Genomic DNA, 18,431 nt, shown 5'->3' with positions numbered 1-18,431 from the left:
GGTCCGGGGGTCTCCCCGGGACAGGCACAGCACGTGAAGTGGCCCGGTGCCGTGGGTCACAGCACCGGGCCACCCGGATCACGTACGGGGCGTACGCGCGACGGTTACTTGATCCACTCCGCCCACGGCATGTTCCAGCCGTTGAGCCCGTTGTCCGGGGCGATCTGCTTGTCCTTGGAGTTCTTCACGACGACCACGTCACCGATCAGCGACTCGTCGAAGAACCAGGCGGCGGGCTGCTTGGAGTCACCGGCGCCGCGGACGTCCTTGAGTCCGATGCAGCCGTGGCTGACGTTCGCCGAGCCGAAGGTGCCCGCGGAGGCCCAGTAGTTGCCGTGCACGAAGGTGCCCGACTGCGACAGGCGCATGGCGTGCGGGACGTCGGAGATGTCGTACTCGCCCCCGAAACCGACGGTCGCGCCGTTCATCCGCGTGACCTTGTACTTCTCGCTGATGACCATCTGGCCGTTGTAGGTCGTGGTCGACGGGGCGCCCGCGGTGATCGGGACGTCCTTGAGGACCTGGCCGTCACGGACGACCTGCATGGTGTGCGCGGCCGCGTCGACCGTGGAGACCTGGGACCGGCCGATGGTGAAGGTGACGGTGCGGGTCTGCTTGCCGTACACGCCGGGGCGGCCCTCCACTCCGTCGAGGGCGAGCTTGACGGTGACCTTGGTGCCCGCTGCCCAGTAGTTCTCGGGGCGGAAGTCGAGGCGGTCGTTGCCGAACCAGTGGCCCTCGATCGGCACGGCCGGCTCGGCGGTCACGGTGATGGCCTTCTCGACGGCCTCGGGGTTGGTGATGCCACGGGTGAAGTTGATCGAGACCGGCATGCCCACGCCGACGGTCGAGCCGTCCTCGGGCGTGTAGTGGCCCACGAAGGTGTTGGTCGGGGTCAGGGTCGTGAAGCTGGTGTCCTTGGCGGACTCCCGGCCGGCCTCGTCCTTGGCGACCGCGTGCACCTTGTACTCGGTGGCCGAGGCCAGGTGGCGGGCCGGCTCCCAGCTTGCGCCGTCGGCGGAGAGCTTGCCCTCGACCGCGTTGCCCTTGGTGTCGGCGACGGTCACCGTGCTGAGCTTGCCGCCGGTGCTCGTGATCTTCAGGACGCCGCTGGTGGCGACCTCCTTGGCGCCGTCGTCGGGCTTGACGTTGACGACGGCCTTCGAGGCCTCGGTGCCGGTCTTGCCGCCGCCCCCGGCGTTGTCGCTGCCGCTGCCGTTGCTGTTGCCGCCGCCACCGCCGCCGCAGGCGGTGGTGAACAGCAGGGCCGCTCCCAGCAGAAGGGCCGGCAGGCCGGTGCGGGCGCGGCCGCGTATCGGCTGCAGGTTCACTCGTGTTCTCCCCATGTCCCCCGCGCGCGGACAGTCGCGCGCATGTCGACAGGAAATCACACGGGAGGATCACGATGAGCCACGGTCTTGTCACCGTTCCGTCCCAACTGCCGCGAAGGGGCCGTGGCGGCTTGCGGGTCAGTCCTCCGTGCCCGGCTTGACGCCCCAGACGTAGACGGCGTCGCCCTCGGTGAGCAGGTCCCACAGGCGCTTCGCGTCCGGTTCGGTGAGGTTGACGCAGCCTGCGGAACCGCCGGTTCCGTAGAGGGAACCGGGGGAACCGTGCAAGGCCTGGCCGCCGTCGAAGAACTGGGCGTGCGGCATGCGCGTGCCGTACAGCGTGGAGACGTGGTCCTTGTTGCGCCAGTACACGTCGTGCCAGCCGGTCCGGGTCTCCTGGTAGTCGCGGCCGGTGCGGATGGGCACGGGCGGGAAGACGACCCGGCTCCCCCGCTGCACCCACAGCAGCTGGCGGTCGAGGTCGATGCATGTGACGCGGTGGTCGCGCTCGGGGCAGTCGCCCGCGGCGTTGGGGTCGGGGCGGGCCTGGACGACGAGCATCGTGCGGTAGGTGGCGACGCCCGGGTAGCCGTCGGCGGGGCTGACGCCGTTCGCGCGCTGGAAGGCGCGGACCGCGTAGCAGTCCGCGGCGGACTGCACCCCGTCGACCGGCCGGCCCACGTGGTCCTCCAGCTCCCGCTGGTAGGGGCCGGTGCCCGCCACGCAGGCGCTCTCCGGTTCCGCCGGCGCGGCCACCGCCGGGGACGGGTGGGTGCCCGCCAGTGCGAGCAGGGCGCCGAGTACGGCCACCCGCGCTATCGGGCCGGTCCCCTGACGTACGGCCATGCCGGCCTCCTCGGGTCTGTGAGCACAACGGTCACAGCCCAGCCAACCCGTGCGGCCGGGGTACGGCTCGCGCTGCTGCGCCGCCGGGGTGAGGAGGTCACTCCGGCGGCGCACCGGCGCGGGCGGACCGGGGCCCGCGACCGTCGCGGCGGCCCTGGTCCCCGCCCACCTCGGGGATCCGCTCGGCACGTCGGGTGGGGACGGTGAGCAGGAGCCGGCGCCCGGACGCGGCGTCCAGCCGCCAGGGGCCGGCCACCGGCTGCTTCGGCATCACGTAGCCCTCGGGGACGTCCTTGGTGACCAGGAAGTACGCGCCGTCGGCGAGCCCTTCGAAGTCGCAAGTGCCGTCGGCGTCGGTGGCACAGCCGGGCCGGACACGCTGGTCGGCGGCGGTGCCCGCGGTCTGCAGGCCGGTGATGCCGTCGGTCTCCCGCCACAGTTCGAACACCGCGCCGGGCAGCGGGGCACCGGTCTTCCCGTCCTTCGACCGGACCCGGACCCCGCCGCCGTACGCCGCGTCCCGGCGCCGGTTCGGGACGTTGACGACGAGCCCCTTCCGGGCGGCGTCCTCGCCGAAGTCGAAACCGGTGAAGGGTTCGTCCGGCGGTTCGTAGCCGGCCGGGACGGCGACCTGCACCGCGTAGTACGTCTCGCCGGTCGGCGGCGCCATGGTGCACAGGCCCTTCGCGTCGGTCACGCAGCCGTGCGCCACCTTCCGGTCGGCGCCCTGACCGGTGCTCTGGAGCCCGGCCAGGTCGTTGGTCTCGCGCCACAGCTCGAACCGGGCCCCGGAGAGGGGTGCCCCGGTGTCCAGATCGGTGCTGCGCAGCACCACCTCGGCGGTGCCGGCCGGTGCCGCGGGCGGCGCGGCAAGGGCCGGGGCCGCCGTGGCGAGCACCGCCGCGGCGGCGGGGCCGATGAGCCACGCCGTGGTCGTCCTGGCTTTCATGCCGCTCCGTCCGTCGTTTTTGGGCCAGGGGTCAGGCCCGGGGTCCCCGGGCGTCCTTCGGGTGCCCGGGGTGCTTCGGCTTCTGGTGGTGCCCGCCGTCGCCCTTGCCGTGGCCGTGGTCGCCCTTTCCGTGGTCGCCCTTGCCCTTGCCGTGGCTGTCGCGCTCGTTCCGGAGCGTGACCACGAGCCGGCGGTCCGGGGTGGTGGCGTCCAGCACCAGTGGTCCGGTGACCCGGTCCGCGGGCAGCACGTAGCCTTCGGGCACGGCCGTCTCGACCAGGTAGTACGAGCCCACGGGGAACGGGCCGAAGTCGCAGACCCCGCCGCGGTCGGTGGCGCAGCCGTCGGCGGCCCTGCGGTCGGCGTTGATGCCGCGCGTCTGCAGGCCCGCGGTGCCGTTGGTCTCCTGCCATGCCTCGAACACCGCGCCGCGCAGCGGCCGCCCGGTCTTGGCGTCCTGCTTCAGGACCCGGATGAAGCCCTCGTACCGCTCGCTGCTCGTGTTCGGAACGGTGACGACGATGCCGTCCGTCACGTCGCCCCGGATCAGGTCGAAGCGCGTGACCGGGTCGGCCGGCGGTTCGTATCCGGCCGGGACCGCGGTCTCCCGCCAGTAGTACGTCTGTCCGACCGGGAGTTCCACCGTGCAGGTGCCCCGGGCGTCGGTGACGCAGGCGCCGTCCAGCCGGGTGTCAGCGCCCGGGGTGGCGGTCTGGAGGCCGGGGGTGCCGTTGCTCTCCCGCCACAGTTCGAACTCCGCGCCGGGCAGTGCCGCGCCGGTCGCCGCGTCCGTCTTGCGCAGCACCACCCGGGCGCCTTCCGGCGGTTCGGGGCTGCGCCGGTTGTCCGCCTCGTACCGGACTCCGGTCTGCGCGTTCCGGGCGGTCAGGGTCAGCTCGCGCACGGGCTGGGCGGGCAGCTCGTACCCGGGGGGCGCCTGGGTCTCGCGCCAGTAGTACGTGCCGAGCCCGGTGGTCTCCTCGCACAGGCCGCTCGCCGGTGTGGTGCACCGGCTGACCAGGGTGTCGGCATCCGGGCCGGTGGGCTGGAGGCCCGCCGTGCCGTTGCTCTCCCGCCACAGCTCGAACCGGGCTCCCGCGAGCGGCGCGCCCGTCCCGGCGTCCCGCTTGAGGACGGATACCGAGCCCGTCACCGGGGCCGGGCCGGCGCAGTCGGGCAGGTCGCCGTTGAAGGGGTAGGCGTGGAATTCCTGGCCGCCGCCCCCGACGGTCTCGCTGCCGTGGGTGACGGAGCCGGTGGTGAAGAAACGGCCGTTGATGCCGGGCAGGGTGATGGTGGTCTCGGAGCTCTGCTGCCCCATCAGGAAGCTGCCCTGAAACTGGCCGCCTCCGGTCAGCCGTACGGTGGTGGCGTCGGGGAAGTTCCACAGCAGCCGGTCGCGGTAGGCGTTCAGCGGGTCGGTGTCCTGGAGGCCGCCGCTGTAGGTGTTGATGGTGCGGTCGGTGCCCAGGACGTTGACCAGGACGGTGGCCCCGGCCGGGATCCGGTCGAAGCGGATGCCCTGCATGCCGCCGCCGTTGCCGACCATGTCCGCGTCCACGTTGAAGACCTGGAGCTCGGAGGTGCCGTCGCCGGTGAAGAGGGTCTCGTAGCCCCGGTCGGCGACGGTGCCGGTGGCCGGGCGGAGCTGTCCGCCGACCCGGGCGTAGCACTGGCTGGCGGCGCTGAGCCGGTCGCGCAGTCCGGCGTACGGGGTCACGGCGGCGGGGTCGGGGACCAGGCGGCCGGAGACCGTCCCGGTGACGCTGCCCGCGTGCCGGACCACGCCGCCGTCGGCGAGCAGCCGTTCTCCGGGGGCGACGGTGACGTCAGCGCCGGTGGTGACGAAATCGGCCCCGTCGGGCGGCGGTACGAGCGATCCGGCACCGACGATCCCGACGTTGTAGCGGCTGTCGCCGCCGGCCGCCTTGTCCTGGTCGAAGTCGCCGAGGACGACGAGGCGGCCCTCGGCCTCGGAGGCCCGTCCGCGGACCCGGAAGTCGCCGCCGGCGAAGATGTTGATGCCGTTGTCCCGGCCGCGCAGCACGCCGTCGCTGTTGACCGGCGGGTACGGGTCCGGGCAGCGGCCCGGAACGCAGGGACCCAGCCCGTCGGGCAGCGGCGCCCGGGCCGCCGCCACCGGCCGGTCGGCGCCGGGACCGGCGGCGACGGCCGTGGGGGCCGCGGCGGCCAGCACGGCGCCGACCGCGAGCCCGAGGGTCCAGTTCCTTGCTGCCATGACGCTCCGTCCGCTTCCCCTGCTGCCCGATGTGCCCTGGTGCGCGCTGTTGTGCTCCGATGCGCTCTGACAGGCTGGGGGCAGGGGTCGGCGGTGCGGTGCGCGGACACTCTCCGCTACGGCATTCCGATCACACGAATCACTCTTGTGGGGGGCTCGTGGGCCGTTCAGGCGAGGGCGGAGCCGGCCACCCAGTCCGCCCAGGACATGTTCCAGCCGCCGAGCCCGTTGTCCGCGGCGACCACCTTGTCCTGCGAGTTGACGACCTCGATCACGTCGCCGATCAGGGTCCGGTCGAAGAACCAGCCCGCCGGGGTGTCGGAGCCGCCGCCCTTGTCGTCGCGCAGGCCCACGCAGCCGTGGCTCACGTTGGTGCTGCCGAAGGTGTCGGGGCTGGACCAGTAGTTCCCGTGCAGGAAGGTCCCGGAGGAGGTCAGCCGCATGGCGTGGGGGACGTCGGGGATGTCGTACTCGCCGCCGAAGCCCACGGTCTGGCCGTTCATCCGGGTGACGTCGAAGAGCTCCATCACCACCATCTTCCCGTTGTAGGTGGTGGTCTTGGGCGCTCCGGCGCTGATCGGCACGGTCGACAGCAGTTCCCCGTCCCGGCGGACCTCCATGGTGTGGGCGGCCGCGTCCACGGTGGAGATCTGGGAGCGCCCGACGGTGAAGGTGACGGTCTTGGACTGGATCCCGTACGAGCCGGGCGCGCCCTCGACGTCGCGCAGGGCCATCCGCACGGTGACCTTGGTCCCGGGCTTCCAGTACTGCTTGGGCCGGAAGTCGAGGCGTTCCTTGCCGAACCAGTGGGCGGCGATCTCCACCGCCGGCTCCGCGGTGATCCGGATGGCGCGCTCCACGTCGGCGCGGCGTTCGATGGCGCGGCTGAACCTGAAGGAGACGATCATGCCGGTGCCGACGGTGGAGCGGTTCTCGGGCTTGAAGTAGCCGATGAACCGCTCTTCGGGGACGTAGGTGGTGAAGGTGGTGCGGCGGGCCTGGCGGCGGTTGTGCCCGTCGAGGGCGACGGCGTCCACGGTGTACCTGGCGGCGAGGGCGAGCCGGCCCGCCTGCGGGGTGGGACTCCAGCTGAGCCCGTCGGGGGCGATGGCGCCGGGGACCTCCTCCGCTTGCGCGTCCTCGACCTTGGTCACCACGACCCGTTCCAGCCGCCCTTCGGGCACGGTGACCGTCAGCCGCCCGTCGGCCGGGACGTCCTTGGCGTTGTCGTCGGGGGTGATGCGGATGGCCTCGTCCGGCGAGCGGACTCTGCCGGGGAGCTGGATCTCGACGGGCGACTTGCCGTCCTGGGTGCAGCCGGCCAGCCCGCCCAGCAGGCCCGCCCACACCGCCACGGCGGCCAGACCCGCCCCTGCCCGCCTCGTCAGAAGTGTCACGATCCCTCCAACGACCGGGCCCCTCCGGGGGAAACGTGAGCGCGGGCCACGTTCCGGGCAGAACTGTCCGGGCAGAACAGTGGGAAGGACCAGACGGGGGCGGGCCCGGGCCGGGACGCCGGGGCCAGACACTCCCCTTCCCCCGCCGGTACCGAGGAGCCGTGGAGGCGGGCAGTGTCGAGCGCAGCCGAGCAGGAGGCGGTGGAAGCCGTCAGCGACGTCGTCGCGGTGGTACGGAGCGGGCAGGCCGCGCCCGTACCGCACGTCGACGGCCAACCGGGCGGCCCACTGGGCCGTCAGCCGAACGGGCGGCCGGACGGCCGGACGAACGGCCAGGTCAATGGGCAGGCCGCACGGGCGCACACACGCCCGGCCCCGGCGGTGTGGCCGGGGTCCTCGCACCCTCTGGGGGCCCGCTTCCACCACGGTCCGGACGGGACCGCGGGCACGAACTTCGCCGTGTGGGCGCAGGGCGCGGAGGCGGTGGAGGTGTGCCTCTTCGACGAGGGCGGGGCCGAGACGGCTTGCGTGCTCACGGAGCTCACGCACGAGATCTGGCACGGTTTCGTGCCGGGCGTGCGCCCGGGGCAGCGGTACGGCTTCCGGGTGCACGGCCGCTGGGATCCCTGGACGGGGGTCCGGCACAATCCGGCGAAGCTGCTCCTGGACCCGTACGCACGGGCCGTCGACGGGGACTTCACGCTGCCGCCGGAGGTGTACGGGCACGTGCGGGACTGGCCGCAGCAGTACATCGCGGACACCGTGCGCGACGACCGGGACTCCGCTCCGTATGTGCCCAAGGGCGTGGTCGTGCACGATGACGACGACTGGGCGGACGACGTCCGGCCGAAGACCCCCTGGGCCGATTCGGTGATCTACGAGCTGCACGTGCGCGGTTTCACGATGCGCCATCCGGGTGTTCCCGAGGAGCTGCGCGGGACCTATGCGGGCCTGGCCCATCCGGCGGCGGTCGAGCACCTGGTGAAGCTGGGCGTGACGGCGGTCGAGCTGCTGCCGGTGCACCAGTTCGCGCATGAGGACCATCTGCTGCGCAAGGGGCTGCGCAACTACTGGGGCTACAACTCGGTGGGCTATTTCGCCCCGCACGCGGGGTACTCGTCGAGCGGTACGGCCGGGCAGCAGGTCGGCGAGTTCAAGCGGATGGTCCGGGCGCTGCACGCGGCCGGGATCGAGGTGATCCTCGACGTGGTCTACAACCACACGGCGGAGGCCGGTGAGCTGGGGCCCACGCTGTCGCTGCGTGGCTTCGACAACCGGGGCTACTACCGGCTCCAGTCCGACCAGCGGCGGTACGCCGACTACACGGGCTGCGGGAACACCCTGCACGCCGGGCGGCCGCACGTGCTGCGGCTCATCACGGACTCGCTGCGCTACTGGGTCACCGAGATGGGGGTGGACGGCTTCCGCTTCGACCTGGCGGCGGCGCTGGCCCGCTCGATGCACGACGTGGACATGCTGTCGCCGTTCCTGGCGGTGATCGCGCAGGACCCGGTGCTGCGGCGGGTGAAGCTGATCGCCGAGCCGTGGGACGTGGGTTCGGGCGGCTACCAGGTGGGGGCGTTCCCGCCGCTGTGGACGGAGTGGAACGACCGTTACCGGGACGCCGTGCGGGACTTCTGGCGGGGCGCGCTGCCCGACGTACGGGACCTCGGCTACCGGCTGTCGGGGTCGAGCGACCTGTACGCGTGGGGCGGGCGGCGCCCGTACGCCTCGGTGAACTTCGTGACCGCGCACGACGGTTTCACCCTGCGGGACCTGGTGTCCTACGAGCGCAAGCACAACGACGCGAACGGGGAGGCGGGCCGCGACGGGACCAACGACAACCGTTCGTGGAACTGCGGGACGGAGGGGGAGACGGACGACGCCGGCATCGGGGCGCTCCGGCGCCGGCAGCTGCGCAACCTGCTGACCACCCTGCTGCTGTCGACCGGGGTGCCGATGCTGGTGGCGGGCGACGAGTTCGGGCGCACGCAGGGCGGCAACAACAACGCCTACTGCCAGGACAACGAGACGGGGTGGGTGGACTGGTCGCTGCTGGAGGATCCGGCGTGGCAGTCGCTGTTCGCCCTGACGGCCCGGCTGATCTCGCTGCGCCACGCCCATCCGGTGCTGCGCCGGCGGGCGTTCTTCTCGGGGCGGCCGCAGGGCGCGGACGGGCTGCGGGACCTGGCCTGGTTCACGCCGGCGGGCGTGGAGATGACGGAGCGGGACTGGTACGCCCCGGCGGCAGCGCTGGGAATGTACCTGTCGGGGCGGGACATCCCGGGCCGTGACGAGCGGGGCCGGCAGGTGACGGACGACAGCTTCCTCGTGCTGCTGCACACCGGTGACCGGCCGGCGGCGTGGGTGCTGCCGGGGGCGCCGTGGGCCGAGGGGTACGAACTGGTCCTGGACACCTCTCTGGAGGAGCAGGCCGCCGTCCCGGGCACCCGGCACGGCGCCGGTGAGACCCTGACCGTGCCGGCCCGCTCGGTGCTGCTGCTGAGGGTCAGCGGGTCTCGACCGCCAGGAGCATCCGCTTGAGGAGCGCGGCGAGCGCGGCGCGGTCGGCGTCGTCGAGGGGCTCGATCATCCCGGCTTCGGCGATGCCGCGCCGGCGCATGGCCTCGGTCCACCGCCGGTGGCCCTCCCCGGTGAGCTCCACGTCGACCCGGCGGCGGTCGGCGGCGGCGCGCAGCCGGCGGACCAGGCCCGACTTCTCCAGGGTGTCGAGGCGGCCGGTCATCCCGGCCGGGGAGAGGAGCAGTTCGGCGGCGAGTTCGGCGGAGGGGGCCCGCCAGGGTGCGCCGCGGGAGGCGAGCCGGTGCATCGTGTCGAACTCGAAGGCCTGGAGCCCGGTCTCGGCGAGGGCCCGCTCCTTGGCGTGCGACACGTGCTTGGCGAGGAGCTGGATACGGGTGATGACGGCTTCGGTGGGCACGTCGAAGGGCACTTTGCCGGTCCACCGGGCGATGTGCCGGTCGACGGAGTCCGCGGGGTCCTCCACGGGTGCTGTTTCCGACGCCCGTGCCCGGCCCTCGGCCGCCTCTCTGCCCATGCCCGCATTATGTCCCGTTCCCCACCGAACTCCGGGCCAATATTTCGTTGACGAATGATTCGTCGGCGAAATAACGTGCCCGCATGATCACGCCGATACGGCGGCTGGTCGCCGGCCGCACCTTCGCCGCGTTCGCCTCCGCCCTCGTCCCCACCACCCTCACCCTGGCCCTGCTGCAGGCGGGCTCCGCCGGCGACCTGGGCCTCGTACTCTCCAGTGAGCTGCTTCCGATGCTGCTCCTGCTGCCCGTCGCCGGGGTGGCCGCCGACCGGTTCCGGGCGCGGCGGGTGGTGCTGGTGGCCGACCTGGTCCGGGCGGCGGCCCAGCTGGCGACCGGGGCCCTGCTCCTGACCGGGCTCGACGGCCGCGTGCCCGAGCTGGCCGCGCTCGCCGCCGTGACCGGAGCCGCGGTGGCCTTCGGCACGCCCGCCGTCCGCACGCTCGTCGCGGCCGCGGTTCCCGAGGAGGGCCGACTGCGGGTCAACGCCCGGCTCGGGGTGGCCACCGGGCTCGCGAACGTCGCGGCCCCGGCCGCCGCCGGATCGCTGGCGCTGACCGTGGGCGGGGGCTGGGCCTCCCTGCTCACCGCGGGGCTCTTCGTCCTCTCCGCGCTCACCCTCGGCGGCCTGCGCACCACCGCGGCCCCGCGGACCGCGCCGCGCGCCGCCTTCGGCGCGGAGCTGCGCGCGGGCTGGGCCGAGACCCGGCGCCATCCGTGGTTCCTCGCCAACGTGCTGGCCCACGGGGTCTGGCACCTGGCGGCCGGACTGCTCCTCACCCTCGGCCCGGTGATCGCCGCGGAGAGCCTGGGCGGCGAGGGCTCATGGGTGGTCGTCGCCCAGACCGGCACGGTCGGCATGCTCGCCGGGGTCTGGGCGGCGGGGCGCCTGCCGCTGCGCCGGCCGCTGTTCGGCGTGGCCTTCGGGGCGGCCGCCCAGGCCCTGCCCCTCACCGCCTTCGCGCTGCGCCTGCCCCTGCCCGCGACGGCGGCCGCGTTCGGCTGCGCCATGTTCGGCCTGGGGGTGCTGAGTCCGCTGTGGGAGACGGAGATGCAGCGCCGCATCCCGCTGGAGACCCTGGGCCGGGTCGGCTCCTTCGACACCCTCATCTCGTTCGCCGCGCGCCCGTTGGGGCTGGCGGTGGCCGCCCCGCTGGCCGCCGCCGTCGGGGCCACGGTTCCGCTGCTGGTCGCGGCCGCGCTCAGCGCGGCGGCGAACCTGTCCGTACTGCTGCTTCCGGACGTCCGCAGACATCCGGAACGGAACCGCTCAACTGTGCTGCGATGATGTGTTCGACATCGTCGCTGAGGGGAGCCGCTGCATGGGCAGAGTCGGGACCGCGCTGCGGGAACTGCGCGGGGCGCAGAAGTCGGCGAAGGGGGTGTCGCTCTATTCGCGGTTCGTGAACCGGCCCGCCGGGCGCTACCTGGCCGCCGGTTCGTACGCCCTCGGGCTCACCCCGAACCAGGTGACGCTGATCAGCGCCGCCTTCAGCTTCGCCGCGGTGGCCGCGGTCGCGCTGACCGGGCCCTCGTGGGCGTTGGGGCTCGCGGTGTGGGCCGCGCTCGCGGTCGGTTTCGCCTTCGACTCGGCCGACGGACAGCTGGCCCGGCTGCGCGGCGGCGGCAGCGCCGCCGGCGAGTGGCTGGACCACGTCGTGGACGCCGCGAAGCTCACGGCGCTCCACTCGTGCGTGCTGATCGCGTTCTACCGGTTCCCCGAGGAGTACGGCACGACGGCCGACGGCTGGCTCCTGGTGCCGCTCGGCTTCCAGTTCGCCGCCGTCGTCACCTTCTTCGGCGGCCTGCTGACCGAGAAGCTCAAGCCCGGGCCCGCTCCGGGAAGCCCCGCCGCCGCGCCGTCGACGCTGCGCGCGGTGGCGCTGCTGCCCGTGGACTACGGGGTGTTCTGCCTGGTCTTCCTGCTGCTCGGCGGCGGAAGGCTGTTCGCCTGGGCGTACGCCGGACTGGGCGTGGTCGCCGCGCTGTTCCTGCTGGCCTTCCTCGCCAAGTGGTTCCGGGAGCTCAGCGCCGTTCGCCGGTGACCTGCCCCGGCGCCGGGGCGGGTTCGGCGAGCGCGTCCAGCGCCCGGCGCAGCTGGGTGCTGGAGGTGTGGACGGTGTAGGGGAAGTAGACGACGTCGACGCCGTGGGCGGCGAAATCCTTCTCCAGCTTGTCCCCCTTGGGGGTGCCGCGCCAGTCGTCGCCCTTGAAGATGACGTCGAAGCGGACCTGCTTCCAGGTCTCCACCTTGTCCGGGACCGTCTCGACGAAGGCGGCGTCCACGTACTTGACGCTGCGCACGATCTCCAGGCGCTCGACGAGCGGGATCATCGGGCGGCGGCCCTTGGCGAGTTCGGCCATCTCGTCGGAGACCACTCCGGCGACCAGGTAGTCGCACTGACTCCGGGCGTGCCGAAGGATGTTGAGATGCCCGATATGGAACAGGTCGTAGGCGCCCGGCGCGTAGCCGACTCGATACGGTCGGCGCGCAGGCGCTCCAATGTCGGACATGTACCGCCCCGTCATCTCTTCATCCCCAGCGGCCACACCCCCCGGTGCAGCGGATTAGCAGACAATAGCGTGCACGTTCCGCATCACGCGGGTGAACGAATAGGGTGACGTGCGCATCATCCAGGGGAAGAGGGGACGCACGGTGTCCAGATCCGGTCAGCGGCGCATGCTGCTGGTTTCCACCAATTACGCTCCGGAGCACGCGGGCATCGGCCCGTATGCGACGCAGATCGCGGAGCACTGGGCGGATCTCGGCCACGAGACGCACGTCCTCGCCGGCATGCCGCACTACCCGGCGTGGTCGCTCGAGCCGGAGTACAAGGGGGCGCTCCAGCGCACGGAACAGCGCGCGGGAGTCACCGTGCACCGGCGTGCGCACACCGTGCCGCCCCGCCAGACCGCCGTGAAGCGGGCCCTGTTCGAAGGATCGATTCTCCTGCACGGCGCCGTGGCGCCGCCGCGGATGCCCAGGCCCGACGCGGTGCTCGCCCAGATGCCCAGCCTGGCCGGCGGCGTGCTCGCCGCCCGGCTCGCGGCGCGCTGGAAGGTCCCCTACGTCCCCGTGGTCCAGGACCTCATGGGCGCCGCCGCCGCGCAGAGCGGCATCAGTGGCGGCGACAAGGCGGCCGCGATCGCCGGCCGGGCCGAGGCATACGCCCTCAAGCGGGCCACCCTCGTCGGCGTCATCCACGAGACCTTCGTGGAACGGGTCGTCGGCATGGGCGTGGACCCCGGCCGGATCCGCCTGGTCCCCAACTGGTCCCACGTGCCCAGGCCGACCAGGCCGCGCGGCGAGACCCGCCGCCACCTGGGCTGGGGCCCCGGCGAGACCGTCGTCCTGCACTCCGGGAACATGGGCCTCAAGCAGGGACTCGAAGTCCTCGTGGGCGCCGCCAGGCTGGACCCGCAGGTCCGTTTCGTCCTGATGGGCGACGGCAGTCAGCGCTCCGCCCTCGCGGACCTCTCCGCGGACGTGCCGAATCTGGACATCATCCCCCCTGCCGCTGACGGCGAGTTCCCGGATATCCTCGCGGCGGCGGACGTACTCGCGGTCACACAGCACGCCGCCGTGCTGGACATGAGCGTCCCGTCGAAGCTGACCTCCTACTTCCAGACCGGCCGGCCCGTCGTCGCCTCCGTGGCGGCGGAGGGCGGGACCGCCCAGGAGGTGGAGCGCTCGGGCGCAGGGGTGCTCGTACCGCCGGAGGACCCCGAGGCCCTGCTGAAGGCCGTACGGGCCCTGGCGGAGGACCCCGAGGGCGCGGACGCACTGGGAGCGGCCGGACCCCGCCATGTGGCGGCCCACCTGAGCCGTGAAGCGGGCCTGGCCCGCATCGACGCACTGATGGACGAAGCACTTGGGGGAACCCGGCCGTGATCGAGACGAACCGCCCGGCAGCGGCACCGGCCGACGACGAACCCGACCTTCTCAGGGACCAGTTCCGGCAGCTCCTGCGCTACCGCAGGCTGATCGGCGGGGGGATCGCGGTCGGCCTGCTGGGCGGCGTCTACCTCGGCATATCCACCGCCGACACCTACGTCGCCACCGCGGACGTGGTGCTGCGCGCGCCCACCGACGACCCGTTCAACCCGAGCCTCGCCCCGGACAAGGCGATCAACATCGGCTCCGAACGCCAGGTCGCGCTCAGCTCCTCCATCGCCAACGAGGCGGCGAAGAAGCTCGGGGTGTCCGCCAAGGACTTCGCCGCCCTGCGCTCCGGCCTCCAGGTGACCAACCCGCCGCAGACGATGGTGCTGCGCTTCACCTACACCGCGGACTCCCCCAAGGAGGCCGCCAAGCGCGCCAACGCGATGACCGAGGCCTACCTGCTCAAGCGGCAGGAGTCCCTCGACGCCACCCGCGACAAGATGGTCAAGGGCTACAAGGACCAGCGCGACCCGATCGCCAAGCAGCTCGACGAGACGTCCAAGGAGATCGCCCGGATGCCCGCGGGCGCCGGACGCGACGCGGCCAGCTCAGCCAAGACCGACCTGCAGAGCGAGGTCGGCAGCTACAACACCAAGATCACCAAGCTCGAGGCCCTCGACATGACCCCGGGCCGCGTCACCAGCGCCGCGACCGCGCCCACCGCCACCGACGGCCCCGGCATCCTCATGTCCCTCGCGCTCGGCGCGGCCGTGGGCCTCGCGCTCGGCCTGCTGGCCGCCTGGGTCCGGCTGGTCTTCGACCCTGCTCCGCGCTCCGAGGGCGACGTGGCCCGCGCCCTGCGCGCCCCCGTACTGGGCTACCTGCCGCGGGACCGGACGGGCGGCGGACCGCTGCTCGCCGCCGGTGAGGCCGACCCACGGCTCGCCGAGGAGTACCGCTCGGTGGCCTTCCGCCTCGCCTACGACTCCCGCTTCGCCGACCGGCGCCGGCTCCTCGTCGTCGCGCCGCGCGGCAGCAGCGAGACCGCGGCCGCGGTGGCCGTCAACCTCGCCGCCTCCTTCGCGGAGACCGGCAAGGACGTCCTGCTCATCGAGGCCGACCTGCGCACCCCGGTGCTGGCCAGCCAGCTGCCGACCGACGCCGGCGGCCGCCCCCGCTGGAGCCAGGGCCAGGGCGGCGCGCCCGCGCCCGGCCGGCACTCCGACTCCGAGTGGCCCGACGGCCGCCAGCTCGTCGTGGACGCCGGCGAGTCCGGCTCCTTCGACCTCATCCCCGGCGACCGGGCGCGCAACGTGCCGCGTGCGCTGACCTCCGCCCGCGCCACCCGGCTGATCTCCGAGGCCGACGCCCCCAACTCCACCGTCGTCGTGCTGGCGCCGCCCGTGCTCTCGTACGCCGACGCCCTCGCCCTCGTCGACCGTGTCGACGGCGTCCTGGTCGTCAGCGACCCGCGCGCCATACACCGCACCGACCTCATCCGGATCCGCGAACTCATCAGCGGCGCCGGCGGCACCGTGCTCGGTGCGGTGCTGCACGCGCCGCTGCCGGGTGAGAAGCGTGGCAAGGGCAAGAGCGGCAAGGGCAAGGGCGGACCGGCCGCCGCCGGACCGGCGGCCCCCGCGAAGCCGGGGAACTCCGCGCCGCAGCCCCAGCCGATCCCCTACGAGGTGGCCGAGCCCGAGCAGCACATCCCCGGTGACGGCACCGACACCGTCGCGCTGCGCACCGTGCGCATGGGCCGCAGGTGAGCCGACGCGGCCTCGCCGCCGTCGCCTCGGTCCTGGACCAGGCCGCCTCCAGCGCCACCAACATCCTGGTGCTGGTGCTGGCCGCACGACTGTCGTCGGCCTCCGCCTTCGCCGATTTCTCCATGGTGTACGTGGCCTTCAGCGTGCTCCTCGGGCTGAACATGGCCTACGTCGGCCAGAGCCTCGTCCTGGAGAAGGGCGAGGGGCTCGCCGGGGCCTGCCGTTCGGCCGCCGGCTTCACGGCGGCCGTGTCGGCCGCCGCGGGCGCGCTGCTCGCCGCGGTGGGCCTGATGCTCCCCGGGGCCACCGGGCGGGCCTTCCTCGCGCTGGGCCTCGTCCTGCCGCTGGTGCTCCTCCAGGACGGGCTGCGCTACTGCTTCTCCGCGCTGCGGGCCCCCGAGCGGGCGCTGGCCGCGGACGCGCTGCGGCTGGTGTGCGTGGTCGCGGCGCTGGCCCTGCAGCCCGAAGGGGCCTCGGCCGGACGGCTGGTGCTGGCGTGGGGCCTCTCCGCGCTGCCGGCGCTGGGGCTCGGCCTGTGGCTGCTGCGGCCGTACGTACGCGGCTCCCGCACGGACCTGCGTCCGTACCTGCGGCGCGGTCATCTCGGGCAGCGGTTCGTGGTCGAGTTCGCGGTGGGCAACGGCTCCAGCCAGCTCGCCGTGCTGGGGCTCGGCGTCTTCGCCACACCGCTGGCCGTCGGTGCGCTGCGGGGTGCGACCACCCTGTTCGGGCCGCTGAACGTGCTGTTCAACTCGGCGAACGCGTTCGGGCCGCCGGTGCTCGGGCGGCTCGGCGGCAGGCGCGCCACGGTCCGGGCGACGGCGGCGCTGGGCCTGGTCCTCGCCGCGGTCGGCGCGGGCTGGGCGACCGCCCTGTACCTGCTGCCGGACCGGCTGGGCCGGGAACTGCTCGGCGACACCTGGGCGTCGGCGTCCGCACTGCTGCCGGCCACGGGGGCGCAGTACGCGGTGATGGGGCTGGGGACGTGTGCGCTGCTGACCCTGCGGGTGCTCGCCCCGAAGGCGACGCTCTCGCTGCAGGTGGTCTTCTCGCTGCTGTCCGTGGGGCTGCTGCTGGGCGGGTACGCGGTGTGGGGTGTGGCGGGCGCCGCGTGGGCCTTGGCGGCCGGCTCCGCGCTCAAGGCCCTGGCCGCCTGGTGGCGGGTGGCCCGTCTGTCGGCTGCCGTCCCGGCGCCGGCAGAACCCGCTCCGACGCCTGCGGCCTGACCCGCTGCGCGGAGCCTCTCCCCGCCCCGCCCTTTCTCCGTTTCCCGGGCTCTGCCCGGACCCGGTCCTCAAACGCCGGACGGGCTGAAAGCATCGGGCTCCGCCCGGACCCGCGCCTCGAACGCCGGACGGGCTGAAAGGGCTGCGCGTCAGCGGAGGGTGGTGGACTTGTCCGTGCGGTGGGTTGCGACCAGCGCGAGGCAGAGGGCGGCGATCGCCACGCGTCCGGACGCCTGGAGCAGCGGTCCGCGCAGCAGGATGAAGGAGTAGCCCGCGACCAGCGGGACGACCACCGAGATGAGGCTGCCCGGCGGTGACCGCCGCGTGGCCCGTTTCGCGTACCGCCGGTCGACCCGCGCGGCGGCGTAGCCCATGCCCAGCAGACCGGCTCCCATGCCCAGCGGCCCGAAGTCCAGCCACAGCTCCGCCCAGATCGGCGAGGAGAGGTTGGTGTTGACGGTGCCCATCCACTGGCCGACCATCACGCCGGTGTCCCTCGGCTTGCCCTCCCACACCGACCGCGGCACCGCGAAGAAGATCGATCCGGCCAGCTGGCGGCCGTAGAAGTGCCCGGGGCCCGACTCCGAGAAGGTGATGGTGTTCGCGAACATGCCGATCTGGTCGTAGTCCTTGAGCGCCATCGGCTCCAGGAAGGACGTGGTCTCGACCGGCCGGTAGTTCTTCTCGTCGTAGCGGAAGCGGTCCGCGAACGGGAAGATCAGGAGGGCGACGACCACCGCCATCGACAGCGCCACCCGGTACATCGCCGCGCTCACCGGGAAGACGGTGAACAGCAGCGCGAACATGACCGTCAGGAACCAGTACCGCGGGTTCGAGATCGGGTTGTTGACGACCAGGTTGAGTCCGGCGAGCGCCGCCCACGTGACGATGATCGACACCTTGCGGCGGGCGAACTTCGACGTGATCAGCCAGCGGGTGTAGAGGAGCAGCGAGAGCAGGGCCGGCACGGTGCCGAAGCCGCGCAGCAGGGCCTGGCCGGCCTGGCCGTCGCCGTTGGAGACGCCCGCCTCCTGGATGCCGGCGATGATCTCCTGACGGCTGGAGAAGAAGACCGCCGGGCCGCCCAGCTTCATGACGAAGGCGGCGCTGCACAGGAACGACAGGACCGTCAGCACCTGGAGCCGGCGCCGGTGCGCCATGACGGGCCGCGACGCCTTCTGCGAGCCGCCCGCGCGCCCGGCCGGCCGGTGCCGGGCCAGCAGCACGCCGACGTCGAAGGCCGTGCAGCCGAGCAGCACCAGCCCGATGGCGACGGTCAGGTCGGAACGCGGTCCGACGACCGGCGTCGGGACCTGGCCGAGGACGGCCTGTGCGAGCGGGGCCACGCCCATGGCCATGTAGACGAAGAGCCAGAACGAGCCCTGCAGGAGCTTGCGGCGGCTGGTGAGCACCATCGCCGAGAGCCGGGCGCCCGCGTACATGGTGAGCAGGAGCTGGAGCCAGAAGGCCGCGTCGCGGACGCCCGCGCCGGTCTGGACGGCGACGAAGAGCGGCAGGAAGACGGTGAATCCGAGGGCGAGCGGTACGGACAGCGCCCGGGAGAGCAGGGTGCGCGGGAGGGTCTCCCGGCCCCACGTGCTCTCGTCCTCGAAGGGGGACGGGACGACCGGCCGGGGGGGCGCTGCGGAGGGCTTGCGTATGTCCGTCGTCACTGCCGCCCCCACCCGATGTGCCTGGTCCGCGCGCAGTCTAGTCTGAGCGGGCCGCGCCCGGG

14 protein-coding genes are annotated in these 18,431 nt (G+C 73.2%); 6 read left to right on the top strand and 8 right to left on the bottom strand.

The window, feature by feature from the left end; translation table 11 throughout:
• Positions 1–104: 104 nt before the first annotated feature.
• The 5 genes from NRK68_RS23900 to NRK68_RS23880 all read right to left on the bottom strand — a co-directional run bounded on the left by NRK68_RS23900 (position 105) and on the right by NRK68_RS23880 (position 6,753).
• Entirely contained in the window at positions 105–1,346 is a 1,242-nt protein-coding gene (locus tag NRK68_RS23900) for a L,D-transpeptidase (protein WP_183067403.1), read from the bottom strand.
• A gap of 123 nt (positions 1,347–1,469) precedes the next feature.
• Positions 1,470–2,177 (bottom strand): L,D-transpeptidase family protein, encoded by a 708-nt coding sequence (locus tag NRK68_RS23895; RefSeq protein WP_257856669.1) that lies wholly within the window; start codon positions 2,175–2,177, stop codon positions 1,470–1,472.
• A gap of 97 nt (positions 2,178–2,274) precedes the next feature.
• Complete coding sequence (locus NRK68_RS23890; protein ID WP_257856668.1) at positions 2,275–3,126, bottom strand: MSCRAMM family protein; 852 nt, start codon at positions 3,124–3,126, stop codon at positions 2,275–2,277.
• 31 nt (positions 3,127–3,157) lie between these two features.
• Positions 3,158–5,365, bottom strand: coding sequence for a choice-of-anchor A family protein (locus NRK68_RS23885; RefSeq protein WP_257856667.1), 2,208 nt, complete (start codon positions 5,363–5,365; stop codon positions 3,158–3,160).
• A gap of 167 nt (positions 5,366–5,532) precedes the next feature.
• Positions 5,533–6,753 (bottom strand): L,D-transpeptidase, encoded by a 1,221-nt coding sequence (locus tag NRK68_RS23880; RefSeq protein WP_257857911.1) that lies wholly within the window; start codon positions 6,751–6,753, stop codon positions 5,533–5,535.
• 297 nt (positions 6,754–7,050) lie between these two features.
• On the opposite strand from NRK68_RS23880, the gene glgX reads away from it, so the two are divergent.
• Positions 7,051–9,306 carry a glycogen debranching protein GlgX gene (glgX, locus tag NRK68_RS23875; protein WP_259656707.1) on the top strand — a complete coding sequence of 752 codons (2,256 nt, stop codon included), beginning with the start codon at positions 7,051–7,053 and terminating at the stop codon, positions 9,304–9,306.
• Here glgX and NRK68_RS23870 read toward each other — a convergent pair.
• Positions 9,272–9,820: a MarR family transcriptional regulator gene (locus tag NRK68_RS23870; protein WP_183067398.1), complete on the bottom strand. Its 549-nt coding sequence runs from the start codon at positions 9,818–9,820 to the stop codon at positions 9,272–9,274. The genes glgX and NRK68_RS23870 overlap by 35 nt on opposite strands.
• Before the next feature lie 83 nt (positions 9,821–9,903).
• On the opposite strand from NRK68_RS23870, the gene NRK68_RS23865 reads away from it, so the two are divergent.
• Positions 9,904–11,106, top strand: coding sequence for an MFS transporter (locus NRK68_RS23865; protein ID WP_183067397.1), 1,203 nt, complete (start codon positions 9,904–9,906; stop codon positions 11,104–11,106).
• Positions 11,107–11,140: 34 nt separating this feature from the next.
• Positions 11,141–11,863 (top strand): CDP-alcohol phosphatidyltransferase family protein, encoded by a 723-nt coding sequence (locus NRK68_RS23860; RefSeq protein WP_183067396.1) that lies wholly within the window; start codon positions 11,141–11,143, stop codon positions 11,861–11,863.
• On the opposite strand, the gene NRK68_RS23855 is transcribed toward NRK68_RS23860, so the two are convergent.
• The gene (locus tag NRK68_RS23855) at positions 11,844–12,332 is read right to left on the bottom strand and encodes an FAD synthase family protein (protein WP_046777194.1); all 489 of its coding nucleotides are present in this window, start codon (positions 12,330–12,332) and stop codon (positions 11,844–11,846) included. The two genes, NRK68_RS23860 and NRK68_RS23855, sit on opposite strands and share 20 nt — an antisense overlap.
• 166 nt (positions 12,333–12,498) lie before the next feature.
• On the opposite strand from NRK68_RS23855, the gene NRK68_RS23850 reads away from it, so the two are divergent.
• The 3 genes from NRK68_RS23850 to NRK68_RS23840 are packed head-to-tail and all read left to right on the top strand — an operon-like array spanning position 12,499 to position 16,696.
• A complete protein-coding gene (locus NRK68_RS23850; RefSeq protein WP_183067462.1) occupies positions 12,499–13,710 on the top strand; it encodes a glycosyltransferase family 4 protein in 1,212 nt (403 codons plus the stop codon).
• Positions 13,707–15,470, top strand: coding sequence for a lipopolysaccharide biosynthesis protein (locus NRK68_RS23845; RefSeq protein ID WP_183067395.1), 1,764 nt, complete (start codon positions 13,707–13,709; stop codon positions 15,468–15,470). Before NRK68_RS23850 ends, NRK68_RS23845 begins: the two co-directional genes overlap by 4 nt.
• Positions 15,467–16,696, top strand: a complete 1,230-nt coding sequence (locus NRK68_RS23840; RefSeq protein ID WP_257856666.1) for an MATE family efflux transporter — start codon at positions 15,467–15,469, stop codon at positions 16,694–16,696. Before NRK68_RS23845 ends, NRK68_RS23840 begins: the two co-directional genes overlap by 4 nt.
• Before the next feature lie 149 nt (positions 16,697–16,845).
• On the opposite strand, the gene NRK68_RS23835 is transcribed toward NRK68_RS23840, so the two are convergent.
• On the bottom strand, positions 16,846–18,369 hold the full coding sequence (locus NRK68_RS23835) for a hypothetical protein (RefSeq protein WP_373023640.1): 1,524 nt from the start codon (positions 18,367–18,369) through the stop codon (positions 16,846–16,848).
• Positions 18,370–18,431 lie beyond the last annotated feature (62 nt).

Source organism: Streptomyces yangpuensis (assembly GCF_024666385.1).
Taxonomy (GTDB): Bacteria; Actinomycetota; Actinomycetes; order Streptomycetales; family Streptomycetaceae; genus Streptomyces; species Streptomyces yangpuensis.
Note: the sequence above shows the minus strand (reverse complement) of the source record. Positions and strands in the feature narration are given on the sequence as shown.